This window comes from Halovulum dunhuangense (genome assembly GCF_013093415.1).
Lineage (GTDB): Bacteria > Pseudomonadota > Alphaproteobacteria > Rhodobacterales > Rhodobacteraceae > Halovulum > Halovulum dunhuangense.
Genome location: NZ_JABFBC010000002.1, coordinates 341,048 through 355,930 on the forward strand (window position 1 = coordinate 341,048; position 14,883 = coordinate 355,930).

The following is a 14,883-nucleotide window of genomic DNA, read 5'->3' on the forward strand; positions in this document are numbered from 1 at the left end:
CAGGCGTGGTCAGAGCCGCCCCGCCACCTCGCGCACCGTCTCGATCCGGCGTGCGTTTGGCGGATGGCTGGCGAGAAAGCCGTTGCCCGGGTCGGGAATGCGGGTGAAGTAGGCCGCCCCCAGCACGGGATCATATCCCGCCCGGGCCGCGATGCGGGTGCCGAGGCGATCGGCCTCCAGCTCGAAATCGGTCGAAAAGCGCCGCGCGTTGACGAACCCGCCAAGATTGGCGGCCTGCTGCACGCCCTCGGCGCTTGCGCCCAGCACCGCGGCCAGCAGCCCGCTGAGGGCGGCGCCGGTCGTCGCGGAGGACTGCGCGCGCGGGATGTGGTCGCGGATGTGATGGGCGGCCTCGTGGCCCAGGATGAAGGCAAGCTCGTCAGGGTTGCGCGCATCCGCGATCAGCGACCTGGTAAACCCGATCACCGGGCGGCCGGACCGGTCGCGCGTATGAAACGCGTTCGGTGCAAGCCGGGGATCCTCCTCGACCACGATCAGGAAATCGCAGTTCAGATCGGGCCTGCGGGTGCGGCACGCTTCTTCTGCGACGGGCTCAACCCTGTTCACCACCACGCGGAACCGCTCCATCGAAGACGATGTCGCCGCGGGCATCACGGGAAAGCCGGGCTGACGCTGCGGCATCGGGGCGGTGGCCACGACGCACCCCGACAGGGAAAATGCTGCAAGCAGAATGGCAAGGCGGCGGATCATTCGGACGCTCCGGGATTCGGGGATCCTGGGGATGATATCGCCGCGGATGGCGCGCGCCAGAGCGGCTGGAGCGGAGTTGAACTTCGTTTCACCCCGTGCCGACGCCGTGATCGAGCGCGCTTGCAATGGCGCGTGCCGGGGATAAGCTGAACCCATGTTCACCATAGAGCACGAATTCGACGCCACCGTGATCACGTTGATCGACGACGCAGCCACCCCGGCCAGCGAGGATGTGACAGTGACCATCTTCGATGACGGCGTGGCGCTGGAGCAGGCCGACCCGCGGACGGGGGCGCTGCGGCGAATCAACTTCACCATGAGCCAGATCGAAGATCTTCGCGCCGCCCTGAACCTGCCCGAAGGCGCCTATGTCCGCACGCCGCGGAAGCCCTGAGACGCGGCGACAGATACCGGGCAAGCGCCCGATTGCACTGGCGCCTCGCATATGTTGCAGTGCAAGGTGATCGTGAACCCACGGGAGAGCCTGATGATCATTGCCTTTGCCCAGCAGAAGGGCGGCGCCGGCAAGACGACGCTTCTGGCTCACCTCGCCCACGCCTGGGCGAACGAGGGGCGATCGGTCGCGTTGGCCGATCTGGACCCGCAGCGGTCGCTGTCCACATGGGCGGCGATGCGGGGCGTCCCGAAGCTTACGGCGGTCGAAAGCGCGGGCTACCGGGCGTCCTCGGATATCCGCGATCTGGCCCGGAGCCATGACGTGACGCTGATCGACTGCCCCGGCAACGCCTCGAGCCTGCTCGAGGCGGCCCTCCGCGAGGCGCGGCTGGTGATCGTGCCCTGCCAGCCCACGGTGCTGGACGCGTGGGCCACGGCGCCGGTCCTGAAGATGGCAGCGAAGGAAAGGACGCCGGCGCGTGTGGTCCTGAACCGGGTGCCCCCGCGGGGTGGCACGATCGATCAGGTACGCGCGTTCCTGGACCGGGAGGGCGCCGCGATCCTGAAGACGACCATCGGCAACCGGATCGCCTTTGCCAGCGGCATGGCGGCCGGCACAACCGCGCTCGGGCAGGGACGGAACACCGCTGCCACGCGCGAGATCGCAGCGCTTCGGGCCGAGATCGAGGCGCTGCTGGGCTAGGGACAGGCGATGCCGCGCACGGGCTTCTACCATGACGAGCGGTGCTTCTGGCATACGGGCGGCACCTATGCGCTGACGGTGCCGGTGGGTGGCACGGTGCAACCCCTGGCCGCCGGCGGCCTGCCCGAAAGCCCCGAGACGAAGCGGCGTCTGCTGAACCTTATCCGGGTGACGGGGCTGGCCCGCGACCTGGAATTCCGCGACGCCCAGCCTGCTACCCGCGCCGATCTGGGGCGGGTCCATCCCGCATCCTATCTTGACCGGTTCAAGGCGCTCTCGGATGCGGGCGGGGGCGAGCTTGGTCATTGCACGCCTTTCGGCCCCGGCGGGTACGAGATCGCCGCGCTGTCGGCCGGGCTTGCCTTGACGGCGCTGGCGGACGTGCTGGCCGGCCGGGTGGAAAACGCCTATGCGCTGTCGCGCCCGCCCGGCCATCACTGCCTGCCCGACCGGCCCAACGGCTTCTGCCTGCTGGCCAACATAGCCATCGCGATCGAGGCGGCGCGCGCCGCCGGTGCCGCCGGCCGCTTCGCCGTTGTGGACTGGGACGTGCATCACGGCAACGGAACCGAGGCTATCTTCCACGACCGTGACGACGTGCTGACGGTCTCGATCCACCAGGACCGGAACTACCCGCTCGACACCGGCGATGCCGGCGACCGTGGGCGGGGCGCGGGGCTTGGCTTCAACCTGAACATCCCGTTGCCGCCCGGCGCGGGTCACGAGGCCTATCTGCATGCCTTTCACCGCATGGTGCTTCCGGTGCTGGAGAGCTACCGGCCCGACGTGATCCTGGTCGCCTGCGGCTTCGATGCGTCGGGGGTCGATCCCCTGTCGCGCATGCTGTGCGGGTCCGACACGTTCCGGATGCTCACGCGGATGATCCGCGATACCGCCCGCAGGCTCTGCGACGGGCGGCTCGTTCTCGTCCATGAGGGGGGTTATTCGGAACTGCACGTCCCCTTCTGCGGCCATGCGGTCCTGGAAGAGTTGTCAGGCTCTTCCGTGCGCGCGGAGGATCCGCTGAAGCGCCGGATCGACGGCCAGCAGCCCGGCCCCCGGGTAGCGGCATTCCACCGCGACCTCATCGACGGGATGGCACTGGAATCGGGCATCGGCGCCTGAGCAGCCCGCTTTGGGTCTCAATCCAGCCACACTGCACACAAAGGCGTCATAACAGCGCCCACTGACGCGTATTCAAGTATTGCAAGACAAAAGAGTTCAGGCGTTGCGCCGACAGTATGGGACGACATGGGATCCGTGATGCGAATTTCCCTTCTGCACATGTCGGACAAGAACATTCCCTATTACGAGGCGGCCGCGCCCGCGGGCGTGTTTCTCACGCATTTCGTGCGCTCGGACATTCTCTACCGCGCCATGACGCAACCGGGGCCGGGCGTGGCCGGAGAGACGGGCCTCTACATGCGGCGGATCATGGCGGGGGCGGATGCCGCGCTCATCACCTGCTCGCTGCTTTCGGGCATCGCCGGACCCGAGGTCAACAGCGCCGACCGCCTTCTTGCCGACCTTGTCGCAGAGGAAGCGGCGGGCCTGCGGGTGGACGTGCTTTTCACGACACTCGTCGCCGAGGACGCGATCCGCGCGCTGTTCACGCGGGAACGCACCGGGGCGGATATCCGGGTTGTCCCCGTGCATGAGGCGCGCGATCACTTCGTCGCGGGCGACATCGACCGCCACGACGCCCTGGCGCGCGCGGCGATAGCTGCCAGCGATGCCGACCGGATCGTGCTGCTTCAGGGCCCGCTGGCGGCGGCAGCACCGCAGGATCCGCGCGTGATCCGCGGGCCCGAGGCGGCACTTGCCCGGCTGGCATCGCTGTCCGCGGCGCCGCTGCCCCTGCGGGGGCACAGGGCTTGACGCGCCGCCCCTGCCTGCCTTTAACACCGTGACGAAGCAGGACAGGGGTTAACACGATGAAGAAGGTCTACGGATCCGCCGCAGAGGCGCTGGACGGGCTGTTGAAGGACGGAATGACCATCGCCGCCGGCGGCTTCGGGCTGTGCGGGATACCCGAGTTGCTGATCGCCGCGATCCGCGATTCGGGGGTGAAGAACCTGACCGTCGCCTCGAACAATGCCGGCGTGGACGATTTCGGTCTTGGCCTGCTGTTGCAGACCCGGCAGGTGAAGAAGATGATCTCGTCCTATGTCGGCGAGAACGCGGAATTCATGCGTCAGTACCTGTCGGGTGAGCTGGAGCTGGAGTTCAACCCGCAGGGCACCCTGGCCGAGCGGATGCGCGCGGGCGGCGCGGGGATCCCCGGCTTCTACACCCGGACCGGCGTCGGCACGGTGATCGCCGAGGGCAAGGAACACAAGGAATTCGACGGCGAGACCTATATCCTCGAGCGCGGGATCGTTGCCGACGTGTCGATCGTAAAGGCGTGGAAGGGCGACGCGCAGGGCAATCTCGTCTATCGAAAGACGGCCCGGAACTTCAATCCGAACGCCGCCACCTGCGGACGGGTCTGCATCGCCGAGGTCGAGGAGATCGTGCCGGTGGGCAGTCTCGACCCGGACAGCATCCACACGCCCGGCATCTATGTCGACCGGATCATCCAGGGCGAGCACGAGAAGCGCATCGAGAAGCGCACCCTCAGCGCCGCCTGACCATGGACAAGGCCGACCAAGCCAGGGAGCAGGAAGAAGCGGAGCGCCGTCGCGCGCTCGTGTCTGCCCAGTTCTTCGAGTGGATCGAGGAATCTCGCGAAATCGTGGGCGTGAACTTCGAAGAGCTCTCGGCCGAGGATCAGGCCTTCCTGTCCGTCAACCTTGCCACGTCGCTGATGCTGACCCACAAGCTGGGCGAGATCGAAGCCCGACTTGGCAGCATCCGCCAGGAACTCAACGCCAAGGAGCCGAACTAATGCCCTGGGACCGCAACGACATGGCCGCACGCGCGGCGCAGGAACTCAAGGACGGGATGTATGTCAATCTGGGCATCGGCATCCCGACGCTGGTGTCGAACTACATCCCCGAGGGGGTGGACGTGACGCTCCAGTCGGAAAACGGGATGCTGGGCATGGGCCCCTTCCCCACCGAGGAGACGATCGACGCCGACCTGATCAACGCCGGCAAGCAGACCATCACGGAACTGGACCGCACGTCCTATTTCAGCTCTGCTGACAGCTTCGCGATGATCCGGGGGGGCCATATCGACATGGCGATCCTGGGCGCGATGGAAGTCTCGGAAACGGGCGACCTGGCGAACTGGATGATCCCGGGCAAGCTGGTCAAGGGCATGGGCGGCGCGATGGACCTGGTCGCGGGCGTCAAGCGCGTCGTGGTCATCATGGACCACACCAACAAGGCGGGCGAATCGAAGCTCCTGAAGGAATGCACCCTGCCCCTGACCGGCAAGGCGGTGGTGCACCGGATCATCACCAACCTGGGCGTGTTCGACGTGGTCGAGGGCGGGCTGAAGCTGGTCGAGCGCGCGCCGGACGTGACCGACGAAAACATCCGCGCGGCGACCGAGGCCGCACTCGTCTGACCCCGCATGAGCCCTTGTGGCCCCCGCGCCATGAACGGCGCGCGGGGGCATCGCGGCGATTGTCCTTGCCTGCGCTGCCTGTATCCTCGATCCCGACGCGAGAGTGGCAGGCGAACCCATGACCGAAACCGCATCCCCCTACCCGGCACGGCGCAGGGTCGGGCTCTGGCTGACGCTGGGGCTGACCGCCGCCATGGTCGCGGGGATCGTCGGCCTCGCCATGGCAACCGGCTGGGAGGAGAGCCTTGCCTCGCTGCGGGCGCTGACCCTGGCGCAGCTTGGCGTGCTGCTGGCCTTGTCCGCCTCGAACTACGCGCTGCGAGGGTTGCGCTGGCATCTCTATGTGCGCGTCCTGCGCATCCCTCTTTCGCTGTGGCAGACGTTCCTGCACTACATCGCGGGCTTTGCCATGACCGTGACCCCGGGCCGGCTGGGAGAGGTCATCCGCCTGCGCTGGATCTGGCAGGAAGCCGGAACGCCGCCCGAGCGATCCGCACCGCTGGTCGTGGTGGACAGGGCCGCGGACCTGGCGGTGATCGGGCTTCTGATCGGGGCAAGCGTCGCCTTCAGCACCATCGGCCTTGCGGCGGGGCTGCCTGTTGCTGGCTTCTGCCTGGCCATGGCGGTGATCGCGACGCGCGCGACGCTGCTTTCCTCGATGCTGAGGTTCGGCTGGCAAGTGCTCGGGCGCTGGCCGCGGCTTTTCGTGCGCGCGCGGCGCGCCGCCCTTGCCCTGCGCCCCTTCTCGGATTGGCCGGTCGTGCTGCCGGCCCTGGCCCTGGGCGGGGTGGGCTGGCTGGCCGAGGGCATATCCTTCTGGCTTCTTCTCGACTGGATGGGGGCCGAGGTGCCACTCTGGACCGCCATCGGCATCTTCCTGATCGCGACCGTCACCGGTGGCGCCACCGGCGCGCCCGGCGGCATCGGCGGGGCCGAGGCGGCGATGGTGGCGCTTCTGTCGTTGCAGGGGGTGCCGCTCTCGGTCTCTCTGCCCGCGACTGCCGTTATCCGGTTGACAACGCTCTGGTTTGCCATTGCCATCGGGCTAGGCGCCCTGCCCTTCGCGCTGAGGGCCGCCAGAAGAGGAACGCATGCAGCTCAATCCTGAGCCCTATTCCGGCTGGGGTCGCGTCCTGACCGCGGCCGGCGGCCGTGCCCGCCCCGAAAAGGCAGCGGCGCTCGCCGAATTCACGCGCGAGATCCGTGGCCCTGCAATCGGGGCCCGACGGTCCTACGGCGATGCGGCGCTTTCCGCCCAGCGCCCGGCGGTCGAGATGACGCGTCTTGACCGGCTGATCGCCTTCGACCCCGAAACCGGGCTTCTGGAGGCAGAGGCGGGCGTTCGCCTGTCCGATATCCTGGCCGTCTTCGCGCCCCGCGGATGGATGCCCACGACCCTTCCCGGCACCGGCTTCGTGACGCTGGGCGGCGCCATCGCCGCCGATGTGCATGGAAAGAACCACGAAAGCGCGGGCAGCTTCGGGCAAGCCGTGGCCGAGATCCGGCTGATCGGCCCCGACGGCGCGGCGCGCTGGATCTCGGACACGGTCGAGCCTGCGCTGTTCCGCGCCACGCTTGGCGGCATGGGGCTGACCGGCGTGATCGAGAGCGCGCGCATCCGACTGGTGCGCTGCCCCGCCGGGCATGTGGACGTGACCGAGCGGCGGATGCCGGACCTGGCTGCCTATCTAGACGCCTTCGAGACGAGCGAGGCGACCTTTTCCGTGGGCTGGATCGACGCCACCGCCGCCGGTCCGGCACTTGGCCGCGGCATCCTCGAGGAGGCGGAGTTCACCACCCGCGCCGCCCCCTTCACGAAGCCGCGGCGCGCGCGGTCGGTGCCGCTGGATGCGCCCGGCTTCCTGCTGTCGGGCCCGGTCGTGCGTGCCTTCAACGCGGTCTACTGGCGCCGGGTTCCCGCCAGCGGCCGGACCCGGACGCGGCCGCTGGCGGAATTCTTTCACCCGCTCGACGCGCTGGGCGGCTGGAACCGGCTCTATGGAAAGCGCGGCTTTCACCAGTTCCAGTGTGTGCTGCCGCCCGACGCCGCCCCCGCGATGCTGCGGACCATGTTGCGCGATATCGCGGCGTCCGGCCTTGCCGCGCCGCTTGCCGTGCTGAAGAAGCTCGGCGACGGGCGCGCCGGCCCCCTGTCATTCCCGATGCGGGGCTACACGCTTGCCGTCGACTTTCCCAATCGCGACCGGGCCGCCAGCCTGATCGACAGGCTGATAGACCAGACGGTCGAGGCGGAGGGGCGCATCTACCTGGCGAAGGATTCGGTTGCCGGACCCGATCAGGTCGCGGCGATGTATCCCGAATTGCCTGCCTTCGCCGAGACGGTCCGCGCCGCCGATCCGGAGGGGGTCTTTGCGACCGATCTGGCCCGGCGCCTGAACCTGCGGGGGGCGGCATGAGCGGGAACTGGATCATCCTTGGCGCAAGTTCCGCCATGGCGCGGGCTTTCGCCCGGAGTCTCGCCGTCGACGGCGCAGCACTGGCGCTTTGCGGCCGGGACGAGGCAGATCTTGGCCGCGATGCCGCCGACCTGCTTCTGCGTGGGGCGGCTGATGCCTTGGTGCTGCGCTATGACAGCCGCGACCCCGACTGCGAGGCGGCGATCCTTTCCCATGCGCAGGATCGTCCGGGCCCCGTGAACGTGGCGGTCTTCGCCGGCTCCATGCCGCCGCAGACGGCGGTGGAGGAGTATCCTCACCTGCTGGATGGCGTGGTCACGGACAACTTCACCTCCGCCGCCCGGCTTCTGCTCAAGCTGGCCCCCCTGATGGAGGCGCGGGGCGCCGGCACCATCGTCGGCGTCAGCTCCGTCGCGGGCGACAGGGGGCGGCTGAAGAATTACGCCTATGGCGCGGCCAAGGCGGGATTCCAGGTGTTCCTTGCCGGGCTGCGCAACCGGCTCGGGCGCTCGGGCGTCCATGTGCTGACGGTCAAGCCGGGCTTTGTCGATACCGCGATGACCTGGGGGCTGGAGGGGATGTTCCTCGTGGCCTCGCCCCAGGATGTGGCGCGCGACATCCGCCGCGCGGTCGAGCGCAAGCGCAACGTCATCTACACGCCGATTTTCTGGACGCTCATCATGACGATCATCCGGCTGATCCCGGAGCGGATATTCAAGAAGCTCCAGATCTGATCAGCTGGCGCCGAACCACAGAAGCGCTGTCGAGGCAAGGATCATCGCAAGCCCGATCCTGTCGGTGATGGCGAATATGATGGGATCGTAGTCCTGCCGCCCCGTCCAGCCGGTCCAGATCATGCGCGCAAGCCAGGCACCCAGCAGCGCCGCCACGGCCCAGAGGGCCCAGACCCGATCGTATAGCCGCGCGGCCGTGTCGCTGAGCGAATAGGCGACGAAGACGCCCACCGCGCAAAGGGCAGCGACGATGGCCACGTTCAGCAGGTCTGCCCGGTCCGCGCGCTGATAGCGCCGGCCCGGAAGGAAACCGGTCTCGGGCGCGCGCGCCAGTTCCGTCAGGCGCTTGACGCATCCAAGCCCCAGGAACACGGGAAAGATGAAGCCGAACAGCCAGCCCGATGCCACGACACCCGCCGCAACCGCGCCTGCCACGACACGCAAAGTGTAAAGCGCGGCCAGCATCGAGACATCGACCCAGCGCACCCGCTTGAGATGCATCGAATAGGACAGGGTGGCGGCCAGGTACACCAGCAGCACCGCCAGCATCCACGGCCCCAGAAACGCCCCGATCACCAGCCCCGTCACCCCGAGGCCAAGGCTTGCGGCCATCCCCACCTTGATCGGCAGCACGCCCGCGGCAAAGGGGCGGTAGCGCTTGGTTTCGTGCACGCGGTCGGCGTCGAGATCGGTCAGATCGTTCACGATATAGATCGATGAGGCGAGCGCCGAGAACGCGACCATTCCCAGCAACACCGCGACCAGCCCCTCGGCATCCAGCCTGTGCGCCGCGATCAGCGGCAGAAGCAGCAGCAGGTTCTTCAGCCATTGGTGCGGCCTGAACGCAGAGGCAAGGCCCCGGGCCGTCCAGACATCGCCCAGCGGCTCGGCGGTCACACCGGCCGCGGCGATGCGCGCCTCAAGCCGCGCGGTGGGCCGGACGACATAGGCGCGGCGGGCCTTCTGCCAGACCGGAATGTCGGCGGCGCTGTCGCCGACATAGTCGTAGCCCCGATCACCATAGAGCTTCTCGAGGCGCGCCGCCTTGGCCGCCCGTGTCAGGTTCGTCGTCCGGTCCGACCCCTCTGCGCGGTCGAAGGGGCCGTGTTCCGCGGCCACATGCGCCACCAGGCGATGGGTGGATCCGGAGATGAGGGCGACCTCCCGGCCGTCTGCGCGGGCCCCCCGGATCAGTTCGGCCACCACCGGGTCGAGCGGCAGGGCAGAAATGTCGGGCTCTGCGATCTCGGCCAGCGCCGCCTTCAGCGCGGGCCTGTCGTGCAGCAGCCGCAGGCTGGTCGCAACGGTGCGCACCGGGTCCGTTCCCATGCCTTTCCAGAAGCATTCGAGCAACAGATCGGTCCGGATCAACGTGCCGTCCAGATCGACGACAAGGGGCACATCGGGTGCCATGCTCATCGTTCGGCCACCTGCACCCCGCTGAACAGGCAGCCATCCGAGGCATTCACCGGCATGGTCACGCAAAGCTGGCGGGCCTGTGCCCAGGCCGACACGACCTTGGGCACATAGGCGCGGGTCTCGCGGTAGTTGGGCACGCCACCGGCCCGGGCCACGGCACCCTCGCCTGCGTTGTAGCCGGCCAGCGCCAGCAGCGCGTCACCGCCGAATTCGTTCAGCAGGAAATCGAGATAACGCACCCCGCCCCGGATGCTTTGCGCCGGATCCGTTCGATCGGTCACGCCGAAACGCTTCGCCGTCTCGGGCATCAGCTGCATCAGGCCGACGGCCCCGGCGGAACTGACAGCGGCCGGGCGGCCTGCGCTTTCCACGCTCATCACCGCAAGCACCAGCGCCGGCGACACGCGGGTGCCGGCGGTGGCGGCAAGAATATCAGCGCCGTAGCTGTCAGCCATGCGCTGCATCCGCTCCAGGCTGGGCGTCATGCCCTGCGACGCGCCCACGTTGCGCGCGAGCACCTGCATCGCGGTGGCCAACCGCGAGGTGGAGGCGGCGGACAGCCCCGGCGACAACTCGCGCCAGAACCAGCTGGCAACCCCGTCCGACGAAGGTGCGGGCACCGCGCGGCGGATCAGGTTCGGTGCGGGCGGCAGGTCCGGCACGCTGCTCAGCACACGCTCGACCGGGGCAACGGGCTCGACATGGATATTTATGAGACGCTGCGCCCCGCCGCCGGGGGGCGTCACGCGCTTGAAGGTGAAGTCGCCCGCCTGCTCGGCCGATGCGGCACCGGGGTTCGCCCCGCACAGCACCGTGGCCACGAGGATCGTTGCCAGCCTGCTCACTGCCTGCCCTTCCGGTGGTCGGTCCAGTTTCGTCTAGACCTACAGGATGAGGCCGACAGCACGGAACGCAAAGCCACGCGATTCCCCGAGATGGCGAAATCCGTGTTGTATTCGCAACAAACTCCGGAGGCGAAGGCGACCCAGCCCCATTCCAAGCTCATGACCGGCAAGCAGGATCCCGGCGAAAGTCATTTTATATCAACATATTCACGCAACGCAGGCCCGGTATCCAAACCTTATCCGAACTTACCTTTTTTTTGCCCGATTTGCTGTGTGTATTCGTCCCGTGGAAGTGTACCGCGTGATCGCTGGCGTATCCTGCCCGGACCCAGTTCAGGTCAGACAGCGAAAACGAGATGGAAATCTGGCTCCCTGGAGGACTTGGGATGAAACTGTTCAAACTGAAGAAGACCTTCGTGAAGGACGAAGACGGCGCCGTAACGGTGGACTGGGTCGTGCTGACCGCGGCCATCGTCGGCATCGGCCTGATCGTGCTGCAGCTGATCCGCGGCGGCATTTACGACGCCGCGTCGGCGATCAGCTCGTCGCTGACCAACGCGATCAACCAGTAATCGCTTGATCGGCTTGCGGGGAACGTTTGCTTGAGGTCTTGATCAGCGAGCGTGCCTTGGAAATCGTTCTCCGATATCCTCGACCCTAACCAACGTCTGGAGAAAACCATGAAACTGTTCAAACTGAATAAAACCTTCGTCAAGGACGAAGACGGCGCCGTGACCGTGGACTGGGTCGTGCTGACCGCAGCCATCGTCGGCATCGGCCTGATCGTGCTGCAGCTGATCCGCGGCGGCATTTACGACGCCGCGTCGGCGATCAGCGCGTCTCTGACCAGCGCGATCGACACCGCAGGCTAACTCGTCGTCTAGGGCGGGCTAAGAGGGCGCCGGAACTCCGGCGCCCTTTTCTTTCCGTGATGGCATCAGACTGAAAATCACAGTCCTAGACATATCCATCCCTCACACCGTATCCTGTCGGCAAAACGGGCCAACCCGTACCCCCACCGAACCGAGGCCAGAGCCCCATGCGCATCATCTTCGCCTTCGTATTCCTGATCGGCATCGGGATCGCCGGCTTTGCGGCCTACATGGCGATGCAGCAGTTCGAGGCGTTGCAGGCCGAGAACAGGGTCCTGCGCGAACGCGCAAGCCAGGTGGTCGAGACGGTGCCGGTCATGATGGCCACGCGCGAGTTGCGCTATGGCCAGCGGCTTGAGCGCGGCGATGCGCAGCCTGCCCTTTTCCCGAAAGAGCTTGTCCCCGAGAACGCCTTCACCTCGGCAGAGGCGCTGTTCGGCGAAGCGGACACGCCGCAGCGGCGCATAATCCGCACGATGGAACCGGGCGAGATCGTGATGGCCTCCAAGGTGACGGATTTCGGGCAGGATGCCGGTGTCGCCTCGCGGCTGGCGCCTGGCACACGCGCCTTCACGATCAACGTGGACGTGACGACCGGGGTTGCCGGCTTCCTGCAGCCCGGCGACCGGGTGGACGTCTACTGGTCCGGCCAGGTCAACGGCCAGCCGACGACACGACTTCTGCTCCAGGATATCGAGCTCATTGCCATCGACCAGGTGACGGATGCCGATGTGAACCGTCCTGTGGTGGCGCGCACCGTCACGGTGCAGGTGTCGCCGGTGGTCGTCGCCACCCTGACGCAGGCGCAGGCGAGCGGGCGGCTTGCCCTGTCGCTGCGCGGCGCAGAGGAGTCCGAAATTCTGGGCCCACTCGAAGTATCCCAGCGCGATCTTCTTGGAATCGAGGAAGTCGTGGAAGAAGAGCAGAAGCGCTGCTTCAGCCGCGTGCGTCGTGGACTCGAAGTCCAGGTGATCGAGGTCGACTGCCCGACCCAGTGATCGGTCGCCCACCTCGTTGAAAATCAACGAAAATTTGATCAACTGTGTCTTATGCACATCAACAGATTTGCATAAGACATTGATTATTGTGTCAAAATAGAATTCCGCGCATCTTTGTGATCGTGGGCGTCCGACCAACGTGCCGGCGCGCCATTCCGATTGGTCTTGAGAGGCAGGAACATGATCTGGAACCGACTTGTCATAGCGAGCCTGCTGGGCTTCGCGCTGTCGGCACCACTCGTGACGGATGCGTCCGCACAGAGTGTGCTGAGAGAGTTGCGGGGGGCGACCTCCAGTCAAATAACCGTGTCCGTCAACCGCGCAATCGTCATGGAGGCCGACCGCCCCTTCGCCGAGCTGTCGGTCGCGAACCCCGGTATCGCGGACATCGCGACCCTGGGCGAGCGCACGATCTATGTGCTCGGCAAGACACCCGGCCGGACGACGCTGACGATTCTCGGCCCCGAGGGCGAGTTCGTCTCGAACGTCGAGGTCGCGGTGACCCCGGACGTCACCGAATTCAAGGAGCGCCTGCTGGAGATACTGCCGGGCGAGCCTATCGAGGTACGCACCTCGGGCGGCGGCATCATCCTGTCGGGCCGCGTGAGCGGCGCGCGCCAGGTGTCGCGGGCGCTGGAACTGGCCGAGCGCTACGCGCCCGGCAACGTGTCGAACATGATGATGGTCGGCGGCTCGCAGCAGGTCATGCTGAAGGTCCGCTTCGCGGAAATGTCGCGCAACGTGTCCAAGAGCCTGGGAACCAACCTTGGTGCGACCTTTGCAGGCTCTGACGCGACCGGCGCTATCTTTGGCGGCCAGACGGCTTCCGGCGTGGCGACCGGCGGACCCGTCGCGTTCAATACCGACAGCCTTGGCGGCATCGGCGTGAACCTGCTCGACCTGGGCGACTTCACCGTCAACCTGCTGATCGAGGCGCTTGAGACCAAGGGCATGGTCCGCACGCTGGCGGAACCGAACCTTGTCGCGGTTTCGGGCGAAACGGCCGACTTCCTTGCGGGGGGCGAGTTCCCCGTGCCGGTCGACAATGGCGACAACGGGACCACGATCGAATTCAAGGAATTCGGCATCCAGCTCGAGTTCACCCCGACGGTGATCGACGGCGACCTGATCCGGCTGGAACTCAACACCGAGGTGAGCAGCCTCCAGCAGTTCGAGAACGGGACCGGCATCAACACCCGCAGCGCCTCGACCCAGGTGGAAATGCGCGACGGGCAGAGCTTTGCCATCGCCGGCCTGCTTCAGGACGACTTCACCGACAGCGTGGGCCAGGTGCCGTGGCTGGGCGACATCCCGATCCTGGGGTCGCTCTTCCGCTCGACCAGCTTCACCCGCAACCAGAGCGAACTGGTGATCATCATTACCCCGCACCTGGTGACCCCGACCGACGGCGACCTGCTGTCCATGCCGACGGACCGCATGCGGATCCCGACCGAGCTTGACCTGTTCTTCAACGGCCGGGTCGAAGGCTCGCCGGTGGTGAACGACGTGGCCCGGCAGGATTTCCAGGGCTCCTACGGCTACGTGATGGAGTGACAGAGATGAAATCCCTTCTGAAGAAAGCTACCGCGGTTTCGGCAATCGCCCTGATGGCCGGCTGCACGAACCAGGTCGCGGGCGACATCAGCAACAGCTCCTTCGGGGCGGCGACCTCCAGCAACACGCTGGCCCAGGTGGTCAGCCTGCGCGGCGGCCTGCTGATCGACCTGCAGAACCGCTTCCGCCAGGCGGCGCCGGACATGATCAACTTCGAGTTCGACCGCGCCGAACTGGATGCCGAGGCGCGCTCGATCCTCGACCGGCAGGCGAACTGGATCCGCGCGAACCCGGCGATCACGTTCCGCGTCTACGGCCACACCGACCTGGTGGGCAGCAACGCCTACAACCAGTCGCTGGGCCTGCGGCGCGCACAGGCGGCGGTCAACTACCTCGTCTCCCGCGGTGTCCGCCGCGGTCAGGTCGAGGCCGTGGCCTCCTTCGGCGAAACCCGCCCGGTGGTTGCGACCAGCGACCCCGAGCGTCTGAACCGCCGGACCGTGACCGAGATCGTCGGCTTCGACCGTCGCTTCGGCGATTTCGACTTCGACGGCAAGGTCGCGAACAACATCTACACCAGCTACGCCAGCACGGGCGGCGGCGGCGAATAAGCCGTCTCGACCAGTTGAACCGATGCGAGAGCCGCCGGCCCCAGGGCCGGCGGTTTCATTTTGCCGCGAGGGGCGCGGCAGGGGGTTGACTGCGCTTCGGGCCGGATCGA

Annotated in this window: 18 protein-coding genes; 15 read left to right on the forward strand and 3 right to left on the reverse strand. The window is 66.9% G+C overall.

The window, feature by feature from the left end; translation table 11 throughout:
- Positions 1 to 9 precede the first annotated feature (9 nt).
- The gene (locus HMH01_RS12345; RefSeq protein ID WP_171325993.1) at positions 10 to 711 is read right to left on the reverse strand and encodes a M48 family metallopeptidase; all 702 of its coding nucleotides are present in this window, start codon (positions 709 to 711) and stop codon (positions 10 to 12) included.
- Between the two features lie 154 nt (positions 712 to 865).
- Between HMH01_RS12345 and HMH01_RS12350 the strand changes: the two genes are divergently transcribed.
- The 10 genes from HMH01_RS12350 to HMH01_RS12395 all read left to right on the forward strand — a co-directional run bounded on the left by HMH01_RS12350 (position 866) and on the right by HMH01_RS12395 (position 8,474).
- Positions 866 to 1,105, forward strand: a complete 240-nt coding sequence (locus HMH01_RS12350) for a hypothetical protein (RefSeq protein WP_171325995.1) — start codon at positions 866 to 868, stop codon at positions 1,103 to 1,105.
- 93 nt (positions 1,106 to 1,198) lie between these two features.
- The gene (parA, locus tag HMH01_RS12355) at positions 1,199 to 1,810 is read left to right on the forward strand and encodes a ParA family partition ATPase (protein ID WP_171325996.1); all 612 of its coding nucleotides are present in this window, start codon (positions 1,199 to 1,201) and stop codon (positions 1,808 to 1,810) included.
- A gap of 9 nt (positions 1,811 to 1,819) precedes the next feature.
- Positions 1,820 to 2,935, forward strand: a complete 1,116-nt coding sequence (locus HMH01_RS12360; protein ID WP_171325998.1) for a class II histone deacetylase — start codon at positions 1,820 to 1,822, stop codon at positions 2,933 to 2,935.
- A 138-nt stretch (positions 2,936 to 3,073) separates the two neighbouring features.
- Entirely contained in the window at positions 3,074 to 3,688 is a 615-nt protein-coding gene (locus tag HMH01_RS12365; protein ID WP_171326000.1) for a hypothetical protein, read from the forward strand.
- A 56-nt stretch (positions 3,689 to 3,744) separates the two neighbouring features.
- Positions 3,745 to 4,440 carry a CoA transferase subunit A gene (locus tag HMH01_RS12370; protein ID WP_171326002.1) on the forward strand — a complete coding sequence of 232 codons (696 nt, stop codon included), beginning with the start codon at positions 3,745 to 3,747 and terminating at the stop codon, positions 4,438 to 4,440.
- A 2-nt stretch (positions 4,441 to 4,442) separates the two neighbouring features.
- Positions 4,443 to 4,697, forward strand: coding sequence for a hypothetical protein (locus HMH01_RS12375; protein ID WP_171326004.1), 255 nt, complete (start codon positions 4,443 to 4,445; stop codon positions 4,695 to 4,697).
- Entirely contained in the window at positions 4,697 to 5,323 is a 627-nt protein-coding gene (locus HMH01_RS12380) for a CoA transferase subunit B (RefSeq protein ID WP_171326006.1), read from the forward strand. The genes HMH01_RS12375 and HMH01_RS12380 overlap by 1 nt, the downstream gene beginning before the upstream one ends.
- Positions 5,324 to 5,441: 118 nt before the next feature.
- Positions 5,442 to 6,431: a lysylphosphatidylglycerol synthase transmembrane domain-containing protein gene (locus tag HMH01_RS12385; RefSeq protein WP_171326008.1), complete on the forward strand. Its 990-nt coding sequence runs from the start codon at positions 5,442 to 5,444 to the stop codon at positions 6,429 to 6,431.
- Positions 6,415 to 7,740, forward strand: coding sequence for an FAD-binding oxidoreductase (locus HMH01_RS12390; RefSeq protein ID WP_171326010.1), 1,326 nt, complete (start codon positions 6,415 to 6,417; stop codon positions 7,738 to 7,740). The genes HMH01_RS12385 and HMH01_RS12390 overlap by 17 nt, the downstream gene beginning before the upstream one ends.
- The gene (locus tag HMH01_RS12395) at positions 7,737 to 8,474 is read left to right on the forward strand and encodes an SDR family NAD(P)-dependent oxidoreductase (RefSeq protein ID WP_171326012.1); all 738 of its coding nucleotides are present in this window, start codon (positions 7,737 to 7,739) and stop codon (positions 8,472 to 8,474) included. Before HMH01_RS12390 ends, HMH01_RS12395 begins: the two co-directional genes overlap by 4 nt.
- Here the strand turns inward: HMH01_RS12395 and HMH01_RS12400 are convergent, their stop codons facing one another.
- Positions 8,475 to 9,893, reverse strand: a complete 1,419-nt coding sequence (locus HMH01_RS12400; protein ID WP_246237398.1) for a UbiA family prenyltransferase — start codon at positions 9,891 to 9,893, stop codon at positions 8,475 to 8,477.
- Positions 9,890 to 10,738 carry a transglycosylase SLT domain-containing protein gene (locus HMH01_RS12405; RefSeq protein ID WP_171326014.1) on the reverse strand — a complete coding sequence of 283 codons (849 nt, stop codon included), beginning with the start codon at positions 10,736 to 10,738 and terminating at the stop codon, positions 9,890 to 9,892. Before HMH01_RS12405 ends, HMH01_RS12400 begins: the two co-directional genes overlap by 4 nt.
- Before the next feature lie 386 nt (positions 10,739 to 11,124).
- Here HMH01_RS12405 and HMH01_RS12410 point away from each other — a divergent pair, with 386 nt between their 5' ends.
- The 5 genes from HMH01_RS12410 (at position 11,125) to HMH01_RS12430 (ending at position 14,773) form a co-directional block, all read left to right on the forward strand.
- On the forward strand, positions 11,125 to 11,310 hold the full coding sequence (locus HMH01_RS12410; protein WP_171326016.1) for a Flp family type IVb pilin: 186 nt from the start codon (positions 11,125 to 11,127) through the stop codon (positions 11,308 to 11,310).
- A 108-nt stretch (positions 11,311 to 11,418) separates the two neighbouring features.
- Positions 11,419 to 11,610 carry a Flp family type IVb pilin gene (locus HMH01_RS12415; protein ID WP_171326018.1) on the forward strand — a complete coding sequence of 64 codons (192 nt, stop codon included), beginning with the start codon at positions 11,419 to 11,421 and terminating at the stop codon, positions 11,608 to 11,610.
- Between the two features lie 167 nt (positions 11,611 to 11,777).
- Positions 11,778 to 12,608: a Flp pilus assembly protein CpaB gene (gene cpaB / locus HMH01_RS12420; RefSeq protein ID WP_171326021.1), complete on the forward strand. Its 831-nt coding sequence runs from the start codon at positions 11,778 to 11,780 to the stop codon at positions 12,606 to 12,608.
- 180 nt (positions 12,609 to 12,788) lie between these two features.
- Positions 12,789 to 14,162, forward strand: coding sequence for a type II and III secretion system protein family protein (locus tag HMH01_RS12425; RefSeq protein WP_171326023.1), 1,374 nt, complete (start codon positions 12,789 to 12,791; stop codon positions 14,160 to 14,162).
- 5 nt (positions 14,163 to 14,167) lie between these two features.
- Positions 14,168 to 14,773, forward strand: a complete 606-nt coding sequence (locus tag HMH01_RS12430; protein WP_171326025.1) for an OmpA family protein — start codon at positions 14,168 to 14,170, stop codon at positions 14,771 to 14,773.
- Positions 14,774 to 14,883 lie beyond the last annotated feature (110 nt).